The 15663-nt window shown below is 39.6% G+C and carries 17 protein-coding genes and 2 pseudogenes; all 19 read right to left on the reverse strand.

The features are described 5' to 3' along the window. Positions 1–221: 221 nt before the first annotated feature. Positions 222–1391: an aminotransferase class I/II-fold pyridoxal phosphate-dependent enzyme gene (locus tag PCORN_RS14765; protein WP_036082012.1), complete on the reverse strand. Its 1170-nt coding sequence runs from the start codon at positions 1389–1391 to the stop codon at positions 222–224. Positions 1392–1410: 19 nt separating this feature from the next. After that, complete coding sequence (locus PCORN_RS14770) at positions 1411–2004, reverse strand: sugar transferase (protein WP_241433202.1); 594 nt, start codon at positions 2002–2004, stop codon at positions 1411–1413. A 2-nt stretch (positions 2005–2006) separates the two neighbouring features. Next, complete coding sequence (locus tag PCORN_RS14775; protein ID WP_277620215.1) at positions 2007–3170, reverse strand: glycosyltransferase family 4 protein; 1164 nt, start codon at positions 3168–3170, stop codon at positions 2007–2009. Positions 3171–3192: 22 nt separating this feature from the next. After that, entirely contained in the window at positions 3193–4320 is a 1128-nt protein-coding gene (locus PCORN_RS14780) for a glycosyltransferase (protein WP_051999523.1), read from the reverse strand. Beyond that, positions 4317–5777 (reverse strand): murein biosynthesis integral membrane protein MurJ, encoded by a 1461-nt coding sequence (gene murJ, locus PCORN_RS14785; RefSeq protein WP_077913937.1) that lies wholly within the window; start codon positions 5775–5777, stop codon positions 4317–4319. Before murJ ends, PCORN_RS14780 begins: the two co-directional genes overlap by 4 nt. 53 nt (positions 5778–5830) lie before the next feature. Continuing rightward, a complete protein-coding gene (locus tag PCORN_RS14790; RefSeq protein ID WP_036082018.1) occupies positions 5831–7000 on the reverse strand; it encodes a glycosyltransferase family 4 protein in 1170 nt (389 codons plus the stop codon). Continuing rightward, a complete protein-coding gene (locus PCORN_RS14795; RefSeq protein WP_036082020.1) occupies positions 7001–7261 on the reverse strand; it encodes a DUF4352 domain-containing protein in 261 nt (86 codons plus the stop codon). 309 nt (positions 7262–7570) lie between these two features. Beyond that, on the reverse strand, positions 7571–8536 hold the full coding sequence (locus tag PCORN_RS14805; RefSeq protein ID WP_077913938.1) for an O-antigen ligase family protein: 966 nt from the start codon (positions 8534–8536) through the stop codon (positions 7571–7573). A 311-nt stretch (positions 8537–8847) separates the two neighbouring features. Then, positions 8848–9504 (reverse strand): CpsD/CapB family tyrosine-protein kinase, encoded by a 657-nt coding sequence (locus tag PCORN_RS14815; RefSeq protein ID WP_051999524.1) that lies wholly within the window; start codon positions 9502–9504, stop codon positions 8848–8850. Between the two features lie 29 nt (positions 9505–9533). Further along, positions 9534–9911 (reverse strand): YveK family protein, encoded by a 378-nt coding sequence (locus tag PCORN_RS14820; RefSeq protein WP_149024378.1) that lies wholly within the window; start codon positions 9909–9911, stop codon positions 9534–9536. Continuing rightward, a complete protein-coding gene (locus PCORN_RS14825) occupies positions 9862–10212 on the reverse strand; it encodes a YveK family protein (protein WP_036082030.1) in 351 nt (116 codons plus the stop codon). The genes PCORN_RS14820 and PCORN_RS14825 overlap by 50 nt, the downstream gene beginning before the upstream one ends. After that, on the reverse strand, positions 10213–11568 hold the full coding sequence (locus PCORN_RS14830) for a nucleotide sugar dehydrogenase (RefSeq protein WP_149024379.1): 1356 nt from the start codon (positions 11566–11568) through the stop codon (positions 10213–10215). It abuts the gene before it with no gap. Next, a complete protein-coding gene (locus PCORN_RS14835) occupies positions 11565–12965 on the reverse strand; it encodes a polysaccharide biosynthesis protein (RefSeq protein WP_051999525.1) in 1401 nt (466 codons plus the stop codon). Before PCORN_RS14835 ends, PCORN_RS14830 begins: the two co-directional genes overlap by 4 nt. Before the next feature lie 47 nt (positions 12966–13012). Next, positions 13013–13144 carry a hypothetical protein gene (locus tag PCORN_RS20945; protein ID WP_277620214.1) on the reverse strand — a complete coding sequence of 44 codons (132 nt, stop codon included), beginning with the start codon at positions 13142–13144 and terminating at the stop codon, positions 13013–13015. Between the two features lie 16 nt (positions 13145–13160). Then, entirely contained in the window at positions 13161–13469 is a 309-nt protein-coding gene (locus PCORN_RS14840; protein ID WP_036082032.1) for a hypothetical protein, read from the reverse strand. Between the two features lie 122 nt (positions 13470–13591). Continuing rightward, the gene (locus tag PCORN_RS14845) at positions 13592–14884 is read right to left on the reverse strand and encodes an immunoglobulin-like domain-containing protein (RefSeq protein ID WP_036082034.1); all 1293 of its coding nucleotides are present in this window, start codon (positions 14882–14884) and stop codon (positions 13592–13594) included. Next, positions 14844–15104: a toxin Cry1Ac domain D-VI-related protein gene (locus tag PCORN_RS20495; RefSeq protein ID WP_036082036.1), complete on the reverse strand. Its 261-nt coding sequence runs from the start codon at positions 15102–15104 to the stop codon at positions 14844–14846. The genes PCORN_RS14845 and PCORN_RS20495 overlap by 41 nt, the downstream gene beginning before the upstream one ends. A gap of 31 nt (positions 15105–15135) precedes the next feature. Then, a pseudogene (locus PCORN_RS21430) lies at positions 15136–15321 on the reverse strand (hypothetical protein); the annotation flags it as partial. Then, positions 15281–15433 (reverse strand): annotated as a pseudogene (locus tag PCORN_RS19485) (hypothetical protein); the annotation flags it as partial. The pseudogenes PCORN_RS19485 and PCORN_RS21430, both read right to left, overlap by 41 nt. Positions 15434–15663: the final 230 nt, after the last annotated feature.

Below are 15663 nucleotides of genomic sequence, written 5' to 3' on the forward strand. Positions count from 1 at the left end.
ATCCTACCCTTTATTTTAACTTATCCACATGTGAATAACAATAGTTTTGGACCAACTTTTGAAGTTATCCACAAGAGATTGATTATCACACCAAAAAAGTACGTTCCTCATTTTTGAACGTACTCACTCTTCTTCTGCAACTTCTTTAGATAGCTACCTACCTGTGTGATCTTTCATTCGTATCAATATCCAAATATCTTTGTTGTATTGCTTTTTAACATCTATACTACTGCAACGTTCAGTTCTTCACCCAAAACATGGCACAATGTTTCACTAACGTATTGGAGTTCCATTTCTGTCAAATTCGAGCCTGAAGGCAAACAAATCCCTTTCTCAAATAACTGTTCGCACACAGCTTGTTGCCTCGTGTCATGAAAGTAAAAAATGACATCTGCAAACACTGGCTGCAAATGAAGCGGCTTCCACAATAATCGTGTCTCAATGTTCGCAGCTTTCATTTTCGCCATCACGACATATGGCGACAAGTGCAAATCTTTCACATCCAGTGTTATCGCAGTAAGCCAATGATTGGACATGGTATCCGACAATTTAGGCATCATCGTAATCCCATCCACATCACCCAAATGACGCTCATAGTACTGATACACATCCTGCCTTGCAGCGACACGTTCTGCTAAAACCTCCATTTGACCGCGACCAATTCCTGCTGATACATTACTCATGCGGTAATTATAACCAATCTCCTCATGTTGATAATACGGTGCTTGTTCACGTGCCTGTGTAGCTAAAAATACTGCTTTTTCAATCATCGCTGGATCTTTCGCTACCAGTGCACCGCCACCAGATGTCGTAATAATTTTGTTCCCATTGAAAGAGTAAATACCAAAATCACCGAATGTTCCTGTCTGCTGTCCCTTATATGTCGATCCAAGCGATTCTGCGGCATCCTCGATAACCGGAACGCCATACTGTTTACAAATAGCTACGATTTCATCCATTTTAGCGCTTTGACCGTAGAGATGTACCACAATAACTGCTTTAGGTAACTTATTTTGTTCTTTGGCATCCCTCAAAGCCCTTGCCAATGCTTGCGGCGACATATTCCACGTTTCCGGTTCCGAATCAATGAATACGATATCAGCTCCTAAATATTTAATGGGGTTAGCGCTCGCAATAAAAGTGAATGAGGCGCAAAATACAGTGTCACCTACACCAACCTCTAGTAACCGTAAAGCTAAATGAATCGCTGCTGTGCCAGAACTTGTCAAACAGGCAGCATTCGCATTCGTGTACGCCTTTATTTGTTCCTCCATCGCTGTCACATTTGCTCCAAGTGGGGAAATCCAATTCGTATCAAATGCTTCTTTCACGTATACTTGCTCCCGTCCGCTCATATGCGGCGTAGATAATAAAATCGGTCTTTGCATCATCCTACCTCTTTCTTCATTTTTATTCCGTCGTCCCTTGAAAACTTTCTGTTGTCACATGATTTTCTTGGCTAATATCCGCTCCACGCATTACTTTCCCAATCGTTTGAAATAATATGGCGCTATCTAATTTCATGGATTGTTGTTCCACATACTGCACATCCATTTCAAACTTTGCTTCCCAGCTGATTGCGTTTCTTCCATTTACTTGTGCGAGCCCTGTTAGACCTGGTTTAACAGAAAGACGTTTGCGCTGACGCCCATTGTAAAGACTAGTGTAAGTAACTGGCAACGGTCGTGGTCCAACTAGACTCATATCACCAATCAAAATATTCCACAATTGTGGCAATTCATCAATACTATACTTTCTCATAAAACGGCCAAATCCTGTAATCCTCATATGATCTGGTAACGGTTTCCCATCCTTATAAAAACTCTGACGCATTGATTTCAACTTATAGATTCTAAAACAACGTGCTTGCTTCCCAGCGCGTATACTTATATAGAAAGGCATTTCACGATACAAAATAAAAAATAGACTCGCGCAAAGAATAATTGGAATCAGGGCAACCAGTCCAATACTTATCGCAAAAAGAATATCTATCCAACGTTTCATGGTCATTTCTTCCTCTCTAGTATTTGTTCCAGTAAGCAGGACGCCCTGCCTGCAAGTAACTGAACATCATAACGTTCACTCAATCGCTTGCTAGCTAACCGTGAATTTTTATAGCTTTGTTCATCCCTCACCATATTCTGCAAAAACTGACAGTAGCCAACCCTATCATGATACAAAAAACCACGACCAGCCCCACTATCCTGCAAAATAGTATGCTGCCATCCCTGATAATTAAGTACGACTGGCAAACCAACCGCGAGAAAATCAAAAAATTTGTTGGCACTATTATCCCAAAGTATTCGCTCATTTTTCACGCTCATCGCGCCCATATCACACTGCTTCATCAAACTAAAAAGATTTTCTTTTGGCATATTACCTATAATTTTCACATTCTCTAATTGCAATGTCTCCACTTGCTGTTCTAAAGCTGCTTTCTCTGAACCTTCACCAATTAGCAGGAACCCAATAGATGCAAAAGCTTTCATATCCGAAGCCACTGTCAGTAAATGCTGCAAACCATTTACTTCTCCCATTGTTCCTGGATGCACAATGACAAAACGATTTTTCATCCATTGTTGCAATGCTTCATCCTCAGGGGGACGCGCTTCAATAGCAGCCACCCACTCACTGTTTGCCATATTTTCAATAACAGTTATTTTTTCTGCCCCAATCCCTTTGGAAACAATCCTCGCCTTCATCGCTGGTGACAAGGCGATAATCTCGCTAGCTCCGTTATAAATCATTTTTTCAATGAGGGTGAGCGCTCGTATCAATAGCGGATTAGTGATATATCCCAATTTCACAGGCACATCCGGCCAGACATCTCGTACTTCAAATACAAAAGGGATGCGCTTGACTTTACTAAGCAGTAGACCTACCAATCCTACGGTGAGAGGAGTTGATGTGGCGTAAATAATGTCTATCTTTTTTCGCGTCAAACCTTTCCAAAAACTACCTAACATAAAATGACCAAAAGCTAAAATACGACGCCCTTTACTCATTTTTTGACTATAATTCGTCGCTGTAGAAAGAACTTGCACGCCCTCTTCCGTTTGTTCGCTTTTACCAGTCCCTGTAATCAAGGTAACGTGATGTCCTCGTCGCAAGAAGTATTTAGAAAGCTCGTAGGATCGTGTCGCCCCAGTTTTTTTTCTGAAAGTGTTGATGTAAGTATAAGATTTTCAAAACTTATTTCTCCTCCCATATCGATTGGTATAACTGTATTAGCCGTCGTTCTTGTGTTGACCAGTTAAACATGGTTTGATGGTGAATGTAGCCATTATCCCCTAAACATTTCTGTCTTTCTGGATTATCCAATAACCGTTGAATCTGTTTGGTAATTTCCTCTGGCTTTTGAGCATCTACGACAATGCCACTAGCTGTTTTCTTTACTAGCTCCCTATAGACTTCAAAATCAGATAAGATATAAGGCAACGAAACCGACATATATTCAAATATTTTTGTTGGTAACGAGCGCAAATAATTGTCTACAGGATGGAGTAGCGCTAGGCCGATATGCGATTTAACATAGTAACTCATCAGCTCGCTTAAATCCAACCTCCCCACAAGCCTAACCTCTTGTTCCAAATCATACTTCCTCTGAAAATTCGTTGCATAGGTTTCCAGCCTCGTAGGTACTTGTCCAATAATCAAGAGTTGAAATGTGTATCCTGCCTTTTTTAACAAACGTGCCACCTCCAACATTTCTTTAAATCCACGAATTTCATGAATCGCACCTGCGTAAATCAATGTCGGTATCTCATATTTCTCAGCAGATACAGGCTGTTGCAAAAAAGGATAGTTATAAATATCGACTTGCGCTGTTGAAACATCTCTATAATTTTCTTTATAGTAAGCTTCTGCAAAAACGATAGCGCTGACTTTCTGAAGCATTCTCTTTTCCAAATATGTCGCGAGGTGGAGGAATGGTTTAGCAATTGGATACCTCGCGATTTTTTTCGATTTTAGCACCGCTGGAAAATCTTCATGCATGTCAAAAATAACTTGTTTTTTGTAGAAAATTTGAAGTATATAACCAAGCGGTAATAATTCGGGGTCATGTAGATGGATTATACTAGCTGATGATTTTCGAGCGATGTGAAAAAACGTCCACCACGTTTGGAATCGTTTCTGCTTGCTTGTTTTAGATAAGGTTTTCACCGTTAAGTTTGGGATTTCATGGTGATACGCTCGATTGCTTTCCATCGCGTAAAGCGTCACTTCGTAACCAGCATTCGCCAAACTAATAGCTTCTCGGTGAAAAATACGTGTATCATTCCACGGATGGACAGAGCTCATGATTAATACTTGTTTCAACTTTCGGACACTCCTTTATTTTTCAATTGTCGCAGGATGCTTCGTTGTGTGATGCACACCAGTAAGCCGTAAACTATGATGCCAACTACTACTAGAATAAAGAATGCAGCGCTAGATTCCATACGCCATTGCATACGCAGGAAATAAAGAACAATCCCCATCACGACTGCATTCACGAGCGTCATAATATGTTGCTTCAGTAAGGTATGTTTTGGGTCTATTTTTCCCACTCGCTTTTCTAATAATCGATAGACAACTAATCCAGATACAATGTTCATCACGCTTGGAATCAGAATCACCGCATAAATACCAAAGAACGGCGTCAATACTAGCAGCAATATAATATTGATACCTATTGTCACAAGGGAAATACGAGAAGGTGTTCGGGTATCTTCCAAGCAAAAATAGACACGATAAACAAAATCCCGCAAAACCAAACCTGGCAATCCGATACTAATTATCGTCATAAAAAAAGTCACTTGTGCGGTATCCGCAGCCGTAAAAGCTCCTCTTTGGAATAATAGGGCTGTAAGTAAATCACCAACAATAATCATCCCCACAACAAGCGGAATAACGAGCATATTGGTCACTGTCACATAGTTGATAAAGAGCTGCTTTCCTATCTTGATTTGCTTATTAAAAGCGCGAGACATCGTTGGGTAAACAAGCGTCAATATATTAACTATAATAACCGCTTGAATAATACTCACTATCTGATTGGCATAACCTAATGTTGCTACATAGCCTTGTCCTAAAAAGCCGGCCAAAGTTATCGAAAAAATTAACGAAATCTGAAACACAATCGAGTTAAAAACCACTGGTCCTGTTTGACGCATCAGTTTCCGAAAAGCAGTATTCTTCCATTGCAATTGAAAGCGAAAAGAAACACCTTTATTTTTGATAATGAGTAAGATACATTCCAATAAAAAGGAAGCAGTTAAGAAAATGCTGACACCGATAATCGAAGGATCAGACGCCATGACAACGTAAGCAGCACTGAAAATCGTACTGCATAATATCGCTACTTTTGGCGTGACAAAATCATTACCCACTTGTAGGAATGCCGTTAAAATAGCGGTTAATACACGAAAAATCTGTGCGATACTCAAAATCATAATGATTAAGAGTGCCCACTGCATCGTCTCAGATAATGGTACATCACTGTGTAAAAGAAACAGTGTCCCCCCTGCACCAAACAGGACAAGCAACGAGATACTTAACAAAAGAGTACTAATGTAGGTATTCAGCGCGCTTTGTATGACTAACTCATTTGTCCTTCTCGTTAAAAATGGTATCAGAACCACAGTGATGGCCGGTATTGCTAAATTGGTAATAGATACAGTGTAGGCATTCGCCAAATTATAAGCATCCACCTCAGTACTGACGCCAAAACCTTTCGCAATGAATATATTTTTTACTAGTCCGACAAATTGAATCGATATGGTGAGCAATGTCATCCACAGGAAAGACGTTATTAGTTTGTTATGAATTAGAATACACCTACTTTATTTCATAGTAATCGCCGTAATTGTTCCTCATAAAAATCAGTTGTTTTTTGCGCAATTTCTTGCCATGAAAAATTTTGTTGTACGGAATGCAAAGCCGCATGTCCCATCCCTAGACGAATAGTATCATCTTCTAATATACTTAAAACACCTGTCGCAATGGCTGTTTCTGACTTAGCAGGAATGAGTACCCCAGTTTCATTTTGCTTAATAATTTCTGGAATGCCACCAACTTCGGTACCCACCAACGCCTTTCCACATGCCATTGCTTCTAAACCTGCGATACTCGTCGCTTCCATCAGTGAAGGGAGTACGACCAGATCCGCCGCATTAAAATAGTAAGGCATCTCTGGATTCGCAACACCTGTTACAAGACTTACTTTGTCATCCCAGCCGTTCTCCTTCACGAAATCACGAATTATTTGTTCCTGGCTCCCGCTCCCTACCATCAAAATTCGAATATCCTCATTTTGTGTGAGCATCATTGAAATAGCTTTCACGAAATACAAGACACCATTTTTCTCTTCTAATCGTCTAGCAATCATCACAACTTTATTCTCGTTTTTATAACCTAGCCTCGCGCGCATTGTTTCTCGCTTATCCTGGTCTGGGTAAAACTTCGTCGTGTCTACCCCATTGGAAATCGTCAGCGCTTGTTTCATGGGAAAAACAGTAGCAATTTTTGTCGTTAACTCGGTACTTGGTGCAATCACACCATCCATATGCCCCAATAAAAATCGGAACCTAGCAAATCGCTGTTCTTCATACCAGTGAAGGAAAGTGGAAGAGTGATTCGTAAATATTTTCACGCCGTCAAACGGAATCTTGGTAATCATCGAATCTGCAATTAGCTTATGCCAATGAATGACTTGGTAATTATCTTTGGCTAGCAACTCTTTGATTTTTTTACGACCTCTGTACATAAATTGCAAGGCTCGAATTTTCCGTTTTTCACTGACTCGCACGCGTATTACTCGAATCGTATCAACCATCTCTTCTTCTGGTAATGCACCGCTAGGATCGTATACTTTCGTAAGCAAGACCACGTTATGGCCGAGTTTACTAATAGCCTTGCTAATTTCTAGCACGTGTGCCGCAATACCACCAACTTGTGGATAAAAATCATCAGAGACCATCAATACATTTAATTTTCTAGGCATGCTAGTTTCTGTCATCTACTTCTCCACCTTCCATTCATAGAACGCACTTCTGACTTGATCGTCATAGATTACTTTCTCAATCACACGTTCTTTAGGAATCGCAAAATAGACAGTCCCTTTTATCTCTTTACTACCTGGTATCAATTGCCCTAATTCACCTTCGACCGCATAGTTAGTATGGTATTTTCCACTAGAATCCAATACACGAAAAGTACTCGCGGCAATCGGAATAATGTACTCTGTCGTATTTTTCGCTGTCACTTCTAATTTCACCAATTTATTTCCCCCAAGCTTATCGCCCTTAGGAATATCTTTTTCAGCATTTTTTTATTGCTCCTACTGTCATATCCAAACTTGATACATTCACCTTATTATCCTTTGGAAAAAGAGCTTGTGTTTGCCGTGTCTCTTTTGGTATGGTTACATCTTCATTCGTACATGCTGTTATAAAAATTACTGACAGGAGTAGTAGCAGTATCGGTTTAAATCGTTTCATCTTTCGTCTCCATTCGTTTATCATATTGATTGAGTATGGCTAAAACAATTCCAAAACTAATCCAGATATAACTTTTTTCAAGTGTTGTACTAGACGCAAACGTGATAAATGGGAAAGCAAGTGTTATCAATAGCGGAATGAGATATTTCACTTTTTTTTTCTTTACTTTCTAACCAGTAACGCCAACTGCGATAGAAAAGGTAGAACAAAAAAGCCAATAAAAAGAGTAGCGATAGTAAGCCATAATTCGCTAGTACTTCCAAAAGAAAGTTATGCACAGATACAGCACCATCATTATTTTGTTCCTCTGCTGGAAAATATTTTGCTAACTCTATTTGAACATTCCCTGGACCAACACCCATAAAATATCTTTCTTTTGCGGTTTGCCAAGTGTAATTCGTAATATCTAATCGTAAATCTGTGGAATTCGTTTTATCGGTATAGGTTTGATTCACTTGATTGATGGTATCTTGCATACCTGGTAACTGTAATGCAAACGGGATACATAGCAGCGCTAGTGTCCCCCATCGCCACGAATAGCGGAATAAAAGCAGAAACAGTATGACAAGGATTAGGATGAAGGCAATACGCGATTGAGTTTCAATGATAATATACACAGCCCCTATAACCAGTAACGATTTGTATAAGCTACCAATGATAGTTCTACTTTGCATATAGACCAGTGTGATCGGCAAAAATAGAGCTAGAAAAGAAGCCAAATCGTTTGGATTGAAAAATATTCCACTTGGCAAAAACTGTGCATTCCCAATGACATCTGTTAATCCCGACTTACTTAAATGTAGCCCCGTGTTGATTTCATATAATCCAATACCAATATTGACTGCCATAACACCGCTAGTAATCGTAACAAGCCATTCTATCTTCTTATCCGCTTTCAAGTAATAAATGGCTGTGAACAGGAGGTAAATCGCCTCTATCATAAAGTACACATTTCGAAACGCAATCCCCTGATACTCGGTCCAAATGATAGTGATAAGTGCGGAAGCTAACCAGCCAACAAGAAAAAGAAGCATTGTCCTTGTTCTTTTGCTCATCCAAGACCAGTCATCCCATGTGAGTAGAAATAGCGTGATTTGAACAGGTAGTAATAGTCGATAGAGAAACAAGCTTTCTAAACCCGGAATCGAAAGAATCGATCCAAAAAAAAGAGGCAATAGCCAACATAAACCATGTCAATTCTGCGAGTTGCTTCAATGTGAAAAAGCAACTAAAAACAAGGATTCCTATAAGAAGCGGTACTATCAACATTATTGAATAGAAGAAACTCAGCACCAGCGTCATTAGGAAGCCAAGCACAAAAATCATTTTTAAGATAAGTGTTCTATCCAACTCACATCTTCTCCAATCAATATTTGTATCGATAACCTTTACGATCATTTTTAGACACTACAACACCATTCAAAATACCACCGATAACATTCGCATCTGCAATTTCCAGATAACGCATCGCCTGCTTAATTTCACTTCGCTTTGTCTTTTTCACAAAAGCAACAAACAACACACCGTCACATAAAGAACTCAAAATTCGACTATCCGTAATTGGAAGTAATGGCGGGGCATCAATAATCACATAATCAAAGGTTTGTTTTGCCACCTCAATAAGTTGCCTCATCTCCGCCGAATCCACCCATTCACTCGGATTAGGTGGCGCAATCCCCGTCGGCATCAATTTTAAATTAGGGTGATGCGTATCTTGACAAGCTTCCTCAAGCTCTATTTCACCCATCAAATAATCGATTGTTCCTACGTTTTCGCTAACTTGCATATATTTACGCAAGGATGGCCGATGAAAGTCCACATCAATCAGAAGCGTCTTATTTCCTTTTTCTGCAAACACTTCCGCAATATTTGCACTCGCAAAACTTTTCCCTTCACTCATATTAGCTGATGTAATCATGAAATTACGTATACCTTGTTTTTTCAACATAAACTGTAGGTTAGTTTGAATACTGTTGAATTTTTCCTTGTAAAAAAAAATTATCTTTATTTTCTTTAAACTCATGGTATGTTTTCATTTATTAATGTATCTCCTTATTTTATTAATGGAATGTCACCAACAAATTTCAATGATAGTTCGCTTAAATCTGACTCACCTTCAATATGATCGCGGAATAAATAGATACTAGATACAAAGATGAAATTAGCTATCATTCCAAGAACAAAAGCAATCAGCGTATTTAATAGAATATTGGGTGATGTTGGCTCTAGTGGTAGATTCGCTGGTTCTAAGATGATGACTTTATTATTGTCTACTAATTGTGGTAAATCTTCTTTATATGTTGCGGTGATTTTATTGACGATTGCACGTGCGCGACTTGGCTCCCTATCGTCTACAGACACTTTAAATACTAAAGAGTCTTTATCTGATTGGATGTTGATTTTTTTTGGACAACTCTTCATCCGTTTCATCTAATTGTAGTTCGCTCCTTACTTTTCCTAGTGTTCGTGAGCTTTTTAAAATAGTGTTAAAGGTGTTCGCCAACTGGATATTGGCTTTTAATTGTTCGGAATAAACTGCTGATTTTCCATCCTCTGCTTTGACATTAGTTGTAATGAATATCTGCGCGGAAGAGCTGTACATCGGTTGGATATAATATTTGCTAATGCTAAATGCCAGAGCCACCGAAACAGTAGGGATAGCGATAAGCCACCAGATATTATTTTTAATTATTTTTAGGACGACGCTAAGTTCCATTGTTTTCAAATTCATCTATCTTACTCGCTTCCTTATACGCCACCGATTTTGAATACATTGGCTTTTTTTTTCAGTCCATACATTGCGCGTATCAATAATACAGTCGCATGATTTTAAAAGTACATCGTAGTCGATATTAGAATGTTTTGTCATGATGATTGCACAATCGTAATCTGACATATTTCCTACTACCGATACAGGTTTCACTATTCTCCCTGCTTCATCACGGAAACTTGTTACAAACGGGTCTAGGACATCCAACTGAGCATCTGCTTGCTTTAATTGTTCGTAAACATGCAATCCTGGTGATTCACGTACATCATCAATATCGCTTTTATATGCCACACCTATTACTAATACTTTAGAGGTACTTAGTGCTTTCCCTTGTTTATTCAGCGCCTGACTAGCTAATTCGACGACATGTTTTGGCATCGATGTATTAACTTGTTGCGCCAACTCGATAAAACGACTGAAGAAATTCTTCTCCTTGCCCTTCCAGTAAAGGTACATTGGATCGAGCGGGATACAATGACCACCAACACCTGGCCCTGGATAAAACGGCATGAACCCAAATGGTTTTGTTTTTGCGGCATCAATGGCTTCCCAAAGATCAATTCCCAATTCTTCACAAAGCATCGACATTTCATTTATAAAAGCGATGTTGATACTGCGGAAGGTGTTTTCTAGCAACTTGGTCATCTCTGCAATTTCGGGTGTAGAAACAGGGACAATCGTATCAAAAGCATGGGCATAGTATTGCTGACCTAGCGCTAAACATTTTTCGGTCATACCGCCAACCACTTTTGGCACTTGTTTCGGTTGAAATTGTTTATTCCCTGGATCGATACGTTCTGGAGAGAAGCAAATGAAGATATCTTCACCAATAACCCAGCCATCTTTTTCAAATTCACAAGCGATAAGTTCCCGTGTGGTCCCAGGATATGTCGTACTCTCTAAAACCAGAAGCGTCCCTTTGGATAGTACTGGCTTTAGCCTCGCCACTGTATCTTCTATATAGCTCATATTTGGTTCGTGAGATTTCGTAAGCGGGGTTGGAACACAAATACTGATGACATCGGCTGCTTTCAAAGTCGCATAATCCGTTGTTGGTAGGAATTTATCATCCGCAATGACCGCTTGTACCCTATCTGTTGGAATATCAATGATGTGTGACTTCCCATCTGCTAGTTTCTCGATTTTTAGCGCATCAATGTCAACACCAATCACTGAAAAATCCGCTGTAGCGAGTTCCATTGCTAAAGGTAAGCCGACATACCCCATCCCTATAACACCGATTATGGCTTGCTTCGCTCTTATTTTATCTGATAATATTGCATAACTACTGTCTTTTACGACTCCTGTTTCTATCATATTTTTGTATATCTCCAATCTGCTTCTATTAATTCAAATAACCGTTCTTTTCGCCACTCATCTGTCATATCCATGTAACTACTTAGCAATGCTTGAATATTCTGGAACTCTGAAGGGGATGGATGGCCCTCACCAACCAAGATTTTTTCAAAAATTTGTGTATGTGCTTTTTCATCACTTTCGAATAGTTCTTCTCGCACCTTTTCACCTTGGCGAATACCAATAAAGTCAATTTGCACCGACTCACGATCTTTTCCCATTAAGTCGATTAATTTATAAATCACATCCATAATCTTAATCGGCTCCCCCATATCGAGTACGAAAATTTCGCCACCGTTCGTTATCATACTTGCTTGAATCACCAACTTACTCGCCTCGGGAATAGTCATAAAATAGCGTTCCATATCCGGATGCGTCAGCGTTACTGGTTCATCGTTACAGATTTGTTCATAAAAAAGAGGGACCACGCTCCCGCTACTACCGAGTACATTACCAAATCTGACAACACAAAAAAGCGTTTTAGATGTCTGATTAAAGAGCTGGACAATTTTCTCCGCCATTCGTTTGGAAGCGCCCATAACAGTCGTTGGTTTTACTGCCTTATCCGTCGAAATCATGACAAATTTTTCTACATTATATGTGTGTGATATGCTCGCAAGATTCCATGTACCTTTGGCGTTATTTGCAATAGCTTCTGTTATATTTTTCTCCATCAACGGTACATGTTTATGCGCCGCGGCATGATAGACAATATCTGGAGAATGTTCGCTAAAAATTTCGGCCAATCGCTGTTCATTTTGAATGTCTGCGATACAAGGAATAAGCTCTGTTTGGTGATTCATCTTTTGAAGCTCCCGATGAATTTCATAAATACTCGCTTCGCCATGACCGAGTAGGACCAGTTTTCTCGGGTGAGCATTCATGAGTTGACGTGTTATTTCAGAACCAATCGAACCACCCGCGCCTGTTATTAAGATCGTTTTATTGGCTACTTCCTGCTCTACCATAAGATAATCTAGTTCGAATTCTGCGCGATCAATAATATCTTGATATGAAACAGCTCGCAAAGTTAATTTGTCTTTTTTAGAATGAATATCCTGCAATTTCGGTAAGACTTTCGTTTCCATTTTGTATTTCTGACATATTTCAAGTATGTGTTTTCGTTTACGGATTTCTAGAGACGGTATAGCAAGAAAAACACTCGTGATGCTTTCATTTATAATCGTTTCTTCTAGCTTGGAAAGTGCTCCAAGTCGTGGTACTTCCTGTAGTTGGACCTCTGGGCTGTCATCGAGAATACCGATAATTTGATAATTCATAGCTTCGTCTTTGGCAATGGTGTGGAACACATATTGCGCTGCTTCACCACCACCTATTATTAGCGTTCGTTTCAACACGATTTCAGTGCACCTCTTTATTATTTCATCATTTTTTGTTCTACACTTTATTTATCGTCTGGCGTTACTTCCCATGTGAAAACATCTTTCGTGATAGGATACGTGTAACTCACGCGATAGGGGACATTTTCTGTGGCAATAAAGTAGCTATAACCTGTTAGGCTTTGTTTCGGGGGCATCTTCTCCACCATGTTCTCATAGGGATATACTTTTAAATTCTTCCCTTTGCTGTCGGTTACTCGAAGCTTCGTAGCATCGAATATTTGTTCTTCTGCTGCTATATTTTTCACCGTTACCTTTAGGCGGAGTATTTTTTCCTACCGATTCCTTATCTTGATCACGTTCCTCTGTGTACGTCGCTTGATCTAAGCTTATTTTCCAACCCTTAGCTTCAACCCTTTCATGAAGTTGGTGAAATGGTTCCTTTACTTCATTTTTGCTACAGGCTGCTAATATTATTAAAATGGTTGAAAAGATAGTGATATTTCTCCATATTCGTTTCATTTTTAAGCCTCCTCAACCAGATGTTCGTTCCTTTTATATCTTACTCTCGGTTTCTTCGCATGACAGAAATATAAAATAGGAGGGAATCAAAATACATTGATTCCCTATAACCCCATTAAAACTTATATCTCAAAAGGTGCTGATAATTCGCTGTTCATACGTTTGTCACTATTCTTTGCTGCTGCTTGAACGTTTTTCGTACCTGGTGCTACATAACCACGGAATGATAGGCTACCATCTGGATTTGTTGTCATTTGTGCTGCTGAAATGGTACGTTTTGCAACGCCATCTTCATAGATAACAACTGTTTCTGTTCCTGCTACTGCTGTACCGATGATGTAGTTACCATCCATGCGAACTAGTGTCGGTGCGTCTAGTTTCGCAACGGCTGAGCCTGTAACTGTAACAGTAGAAACACGTAGTGCATTGTATCCTGTAGCATCTCTGATTTCAATCTTCACTTCTGTTCCAACTGCTTGTTTGCCGATAGATGATTGGAACGTTCCATCTGCTGCTACGGTACCTGTTTTCACTGCTACTCCGTTAATGCTTACACGGAAAGAAGTGGCTGATCCTGCTGTTACATAGCCTGTTATCGTATCATCATCGGTTGATAGTGGACTAAGTGTTGGTTTTTCACCATTCACAATTTTAACTGTTACACGAGCTAGTTCTACTTTTGTGCTACTATATCCTACGACTTGTACCACAGAACCTGCTTTGATAAGATTGTTTGTTGCGATGCTGTATGTTCCATTGCTGATTTGGCCTACTTTTACAATCACGCCATCAACAGATAAACGGACATTATCAATACCATTGCCAACTGTCCCTGTGATTGCAGTCGTTGAGATATCTGCATCGCTTGCTGTCAACGCATTAGAAAGGACATCTTTTGCTGTTACTTTTGCTGTAGCAGCTGTTCCTTCTTTACCATTTGCATCCACTGGACGTACTTCAAAAGTGACACCAGCGTTCAAGCCTAAGCCATATGCGTCAAATTTGTAGTTACCTGAAGCCTCTGGTGTCGCACGTTTCACACGAACGCCATTTACATAAAGAGATACTGTTTTTGTTCCAGCGCTTACTTTACCTGTAACAAAGCTATCTAAATACGCATATTTATCAATCGTTGGAGCATCTAAAACTGCATTTCGATCATTTAATTGTTTTTGCGCTTTGTCTAGTTGCTCTTGTAATTCTGCTTTCTTGGTTGAATCTGTTACAGCGTCAATTGCTTTTTGTGCTGTGTCAATAGCCTTTTGATCTGTTGTATTTTTGATTGTTCCGTTCACATCACCATTGTTGAATAAATCTTTCACAGCTTTTTCTGCTGCTTCTGTTTCATTTTTCGCGTCTAATTGTTTTTGCGCTTCATCTAGATCCTTTTGTAGTTCTGCTTTTTTTCGTTGCATCTGTTACAGCATCAACGGCTTTTTGCGCCTTATCAATCGCTGCTTGATCTGTTGTATCTTTAATCGTTCCTGTCACATCACCATTATTGAATAGATCTTTCACGCTTGCTTCCGCTACTTCTTGGCGTGCTTTTTCTGCCGCTGCTGCTGCTTGCTTCGCTTCTAGTTGTTTCTTCGCTTCGTCTAGATCTTTTTGTAAGGCTGCTTTTTTTCGTTGCATCTGTTACAGCATCCACGACTTTTTGCGCTTTATCAATCGCTGCTTGATCTGTTGTATCTTTGATAGTTCCTGTCACATCACCATTATTGAATAGATCTTTCACGCTTGCTTCCGCTGCTTCTTGGCGTGCTTTTTCTGCCGCTGCTGCATTTCGAACGTTTAATTGTTTTTGCGCTTCATCTAGATTTTTTTTGTAAGGCTGCTTTTTTCGTTGCATCTGTCACGGCATCCACGGCTTTTTGCGTCTTATCAATCGCTGCTTGATCTGTTGTATCTTTAATCGTTCCTGTCACGTCACCATTATTGAATAGATCTTTCACGCTTGCTTCCGCTGCTTCTTGGCGTGCTTTTTCTGCCGCTGCTGCATTTCGAACGTTTAATTGTTTTTGCGCTTCATCTAGATTTTTTTTGTAGGGCTGCTTTTTTTCGTTGCATCTGTTACAGCATCCACGACTTTTTGCGCTTTATCAATCGCTGCTTGATCTGTTGTATCTTTGATAGTTCCTGTCACATCACCTATTATTGAATAGATCTTTCACGCTTGCTTCCGCTGCTTCTT

This window comes from Listeria cornellensis FSL F6-0969 (assembly GCF_000525855.1).
In the GTDB taxonomy this organism is placed as follows: Bacteria; Bacillota; Bacilli; order Lactobacillales; family Listeriaceae; genus Listeria_A; species Listeria_A cornellensis.

Bases quoted from the DNA above. Each gene is read 5' to 3' on its own strand.
- PCORN_RS14765 (WP_036082012.1), bottom strand. From the start codon at position 1,391: ATGATGCAAAGACCGATTTTATTATCTACGCCGCATATGAGCGGACGG.
- PCORN_RS14770 (WP_241433202.1), bottom strand. From the start codon at position 2,004: ATGAAACGTTGGATAGATATTCTTTTTGCGATAAGTATTGGACTGGTT.
- murJ (WP_077913937.1), bottom strand. From the start codon at position 5,777: ATGACATTGCTCACCATATCGATTCAATTTGTCGGACTAGTAAAAAAT.
- PCORN_RS14790 (WP_036082018.1), bottom strand. From the start codon at position 7,000: ATGACAGAAACTAGCATGCCTAGAAAATTAAATGTATTGATGGTCTCT.
- PCORN_RS14805 (WP_077913938.1), bottom strand. From the start codon at position 8,536: ATGAGCAAAAGAACAAGGACAATGCTTCTTTTTCTTGTTGGCTGGTTA.
- PCORN_RS14815 (WP_051999524.1), bottom strand. From the start codon at position 9,504: ATGAGTTTAAAGAAAATAAAGATAATTTTTTTTTACAAGGAAAAATTC.
- PCORN_RS14820 (WP_149024378.1), bottom strand. From the start codon at position 9,911: ATGAAACGGATGAAGAGTTGTCCAAAAAAAATCAACATCCAATCAGAT.
- PCORN_RS14825 (WP_036082030.1), bottom strand. From the start codon at position 10,212: ATGAATTTGAAAACAATGGAACTTAGCGTCGTCCTAAAAATAATTAAA.
- PCORN_RS14830 (WP_149024379.1), bottom strand. From the start codon at position 11,568: ATGATAGAAACAGGAGTCGTAAAAGACAGTAGTTATGCAATATTATCA.
- PCORN_RS20945 (WP_277620214.1), bottom strand. From the start codon at position 13,144: ATGCCCCCGAAACAAAGCCTAACAGGTTATAGCTACTTTATTGCCACA.
- PCORN_RS14840 (WP_036082032.1), bottom strand. From the start codon at position 13,469: ATGAAACGAATATGGAGAAATATCACTATCTTTTCAACCATTTTAATA.
- PCORN_RS14845 (WP_036082034.1), bottom strand. From the start codon at position 14,884: ATGCAACGAAAAAAAGCAGAACTACAAAAGGATCTAGATGAAGCGCAA.
- PCORN_RS20495 (WP_036082036.1), bottom strand. From the start codon at position 15,104: ATGCAACGAAAAAAAGCAGCCTTACAAAAAGATCTAGACGAAGCGAAG.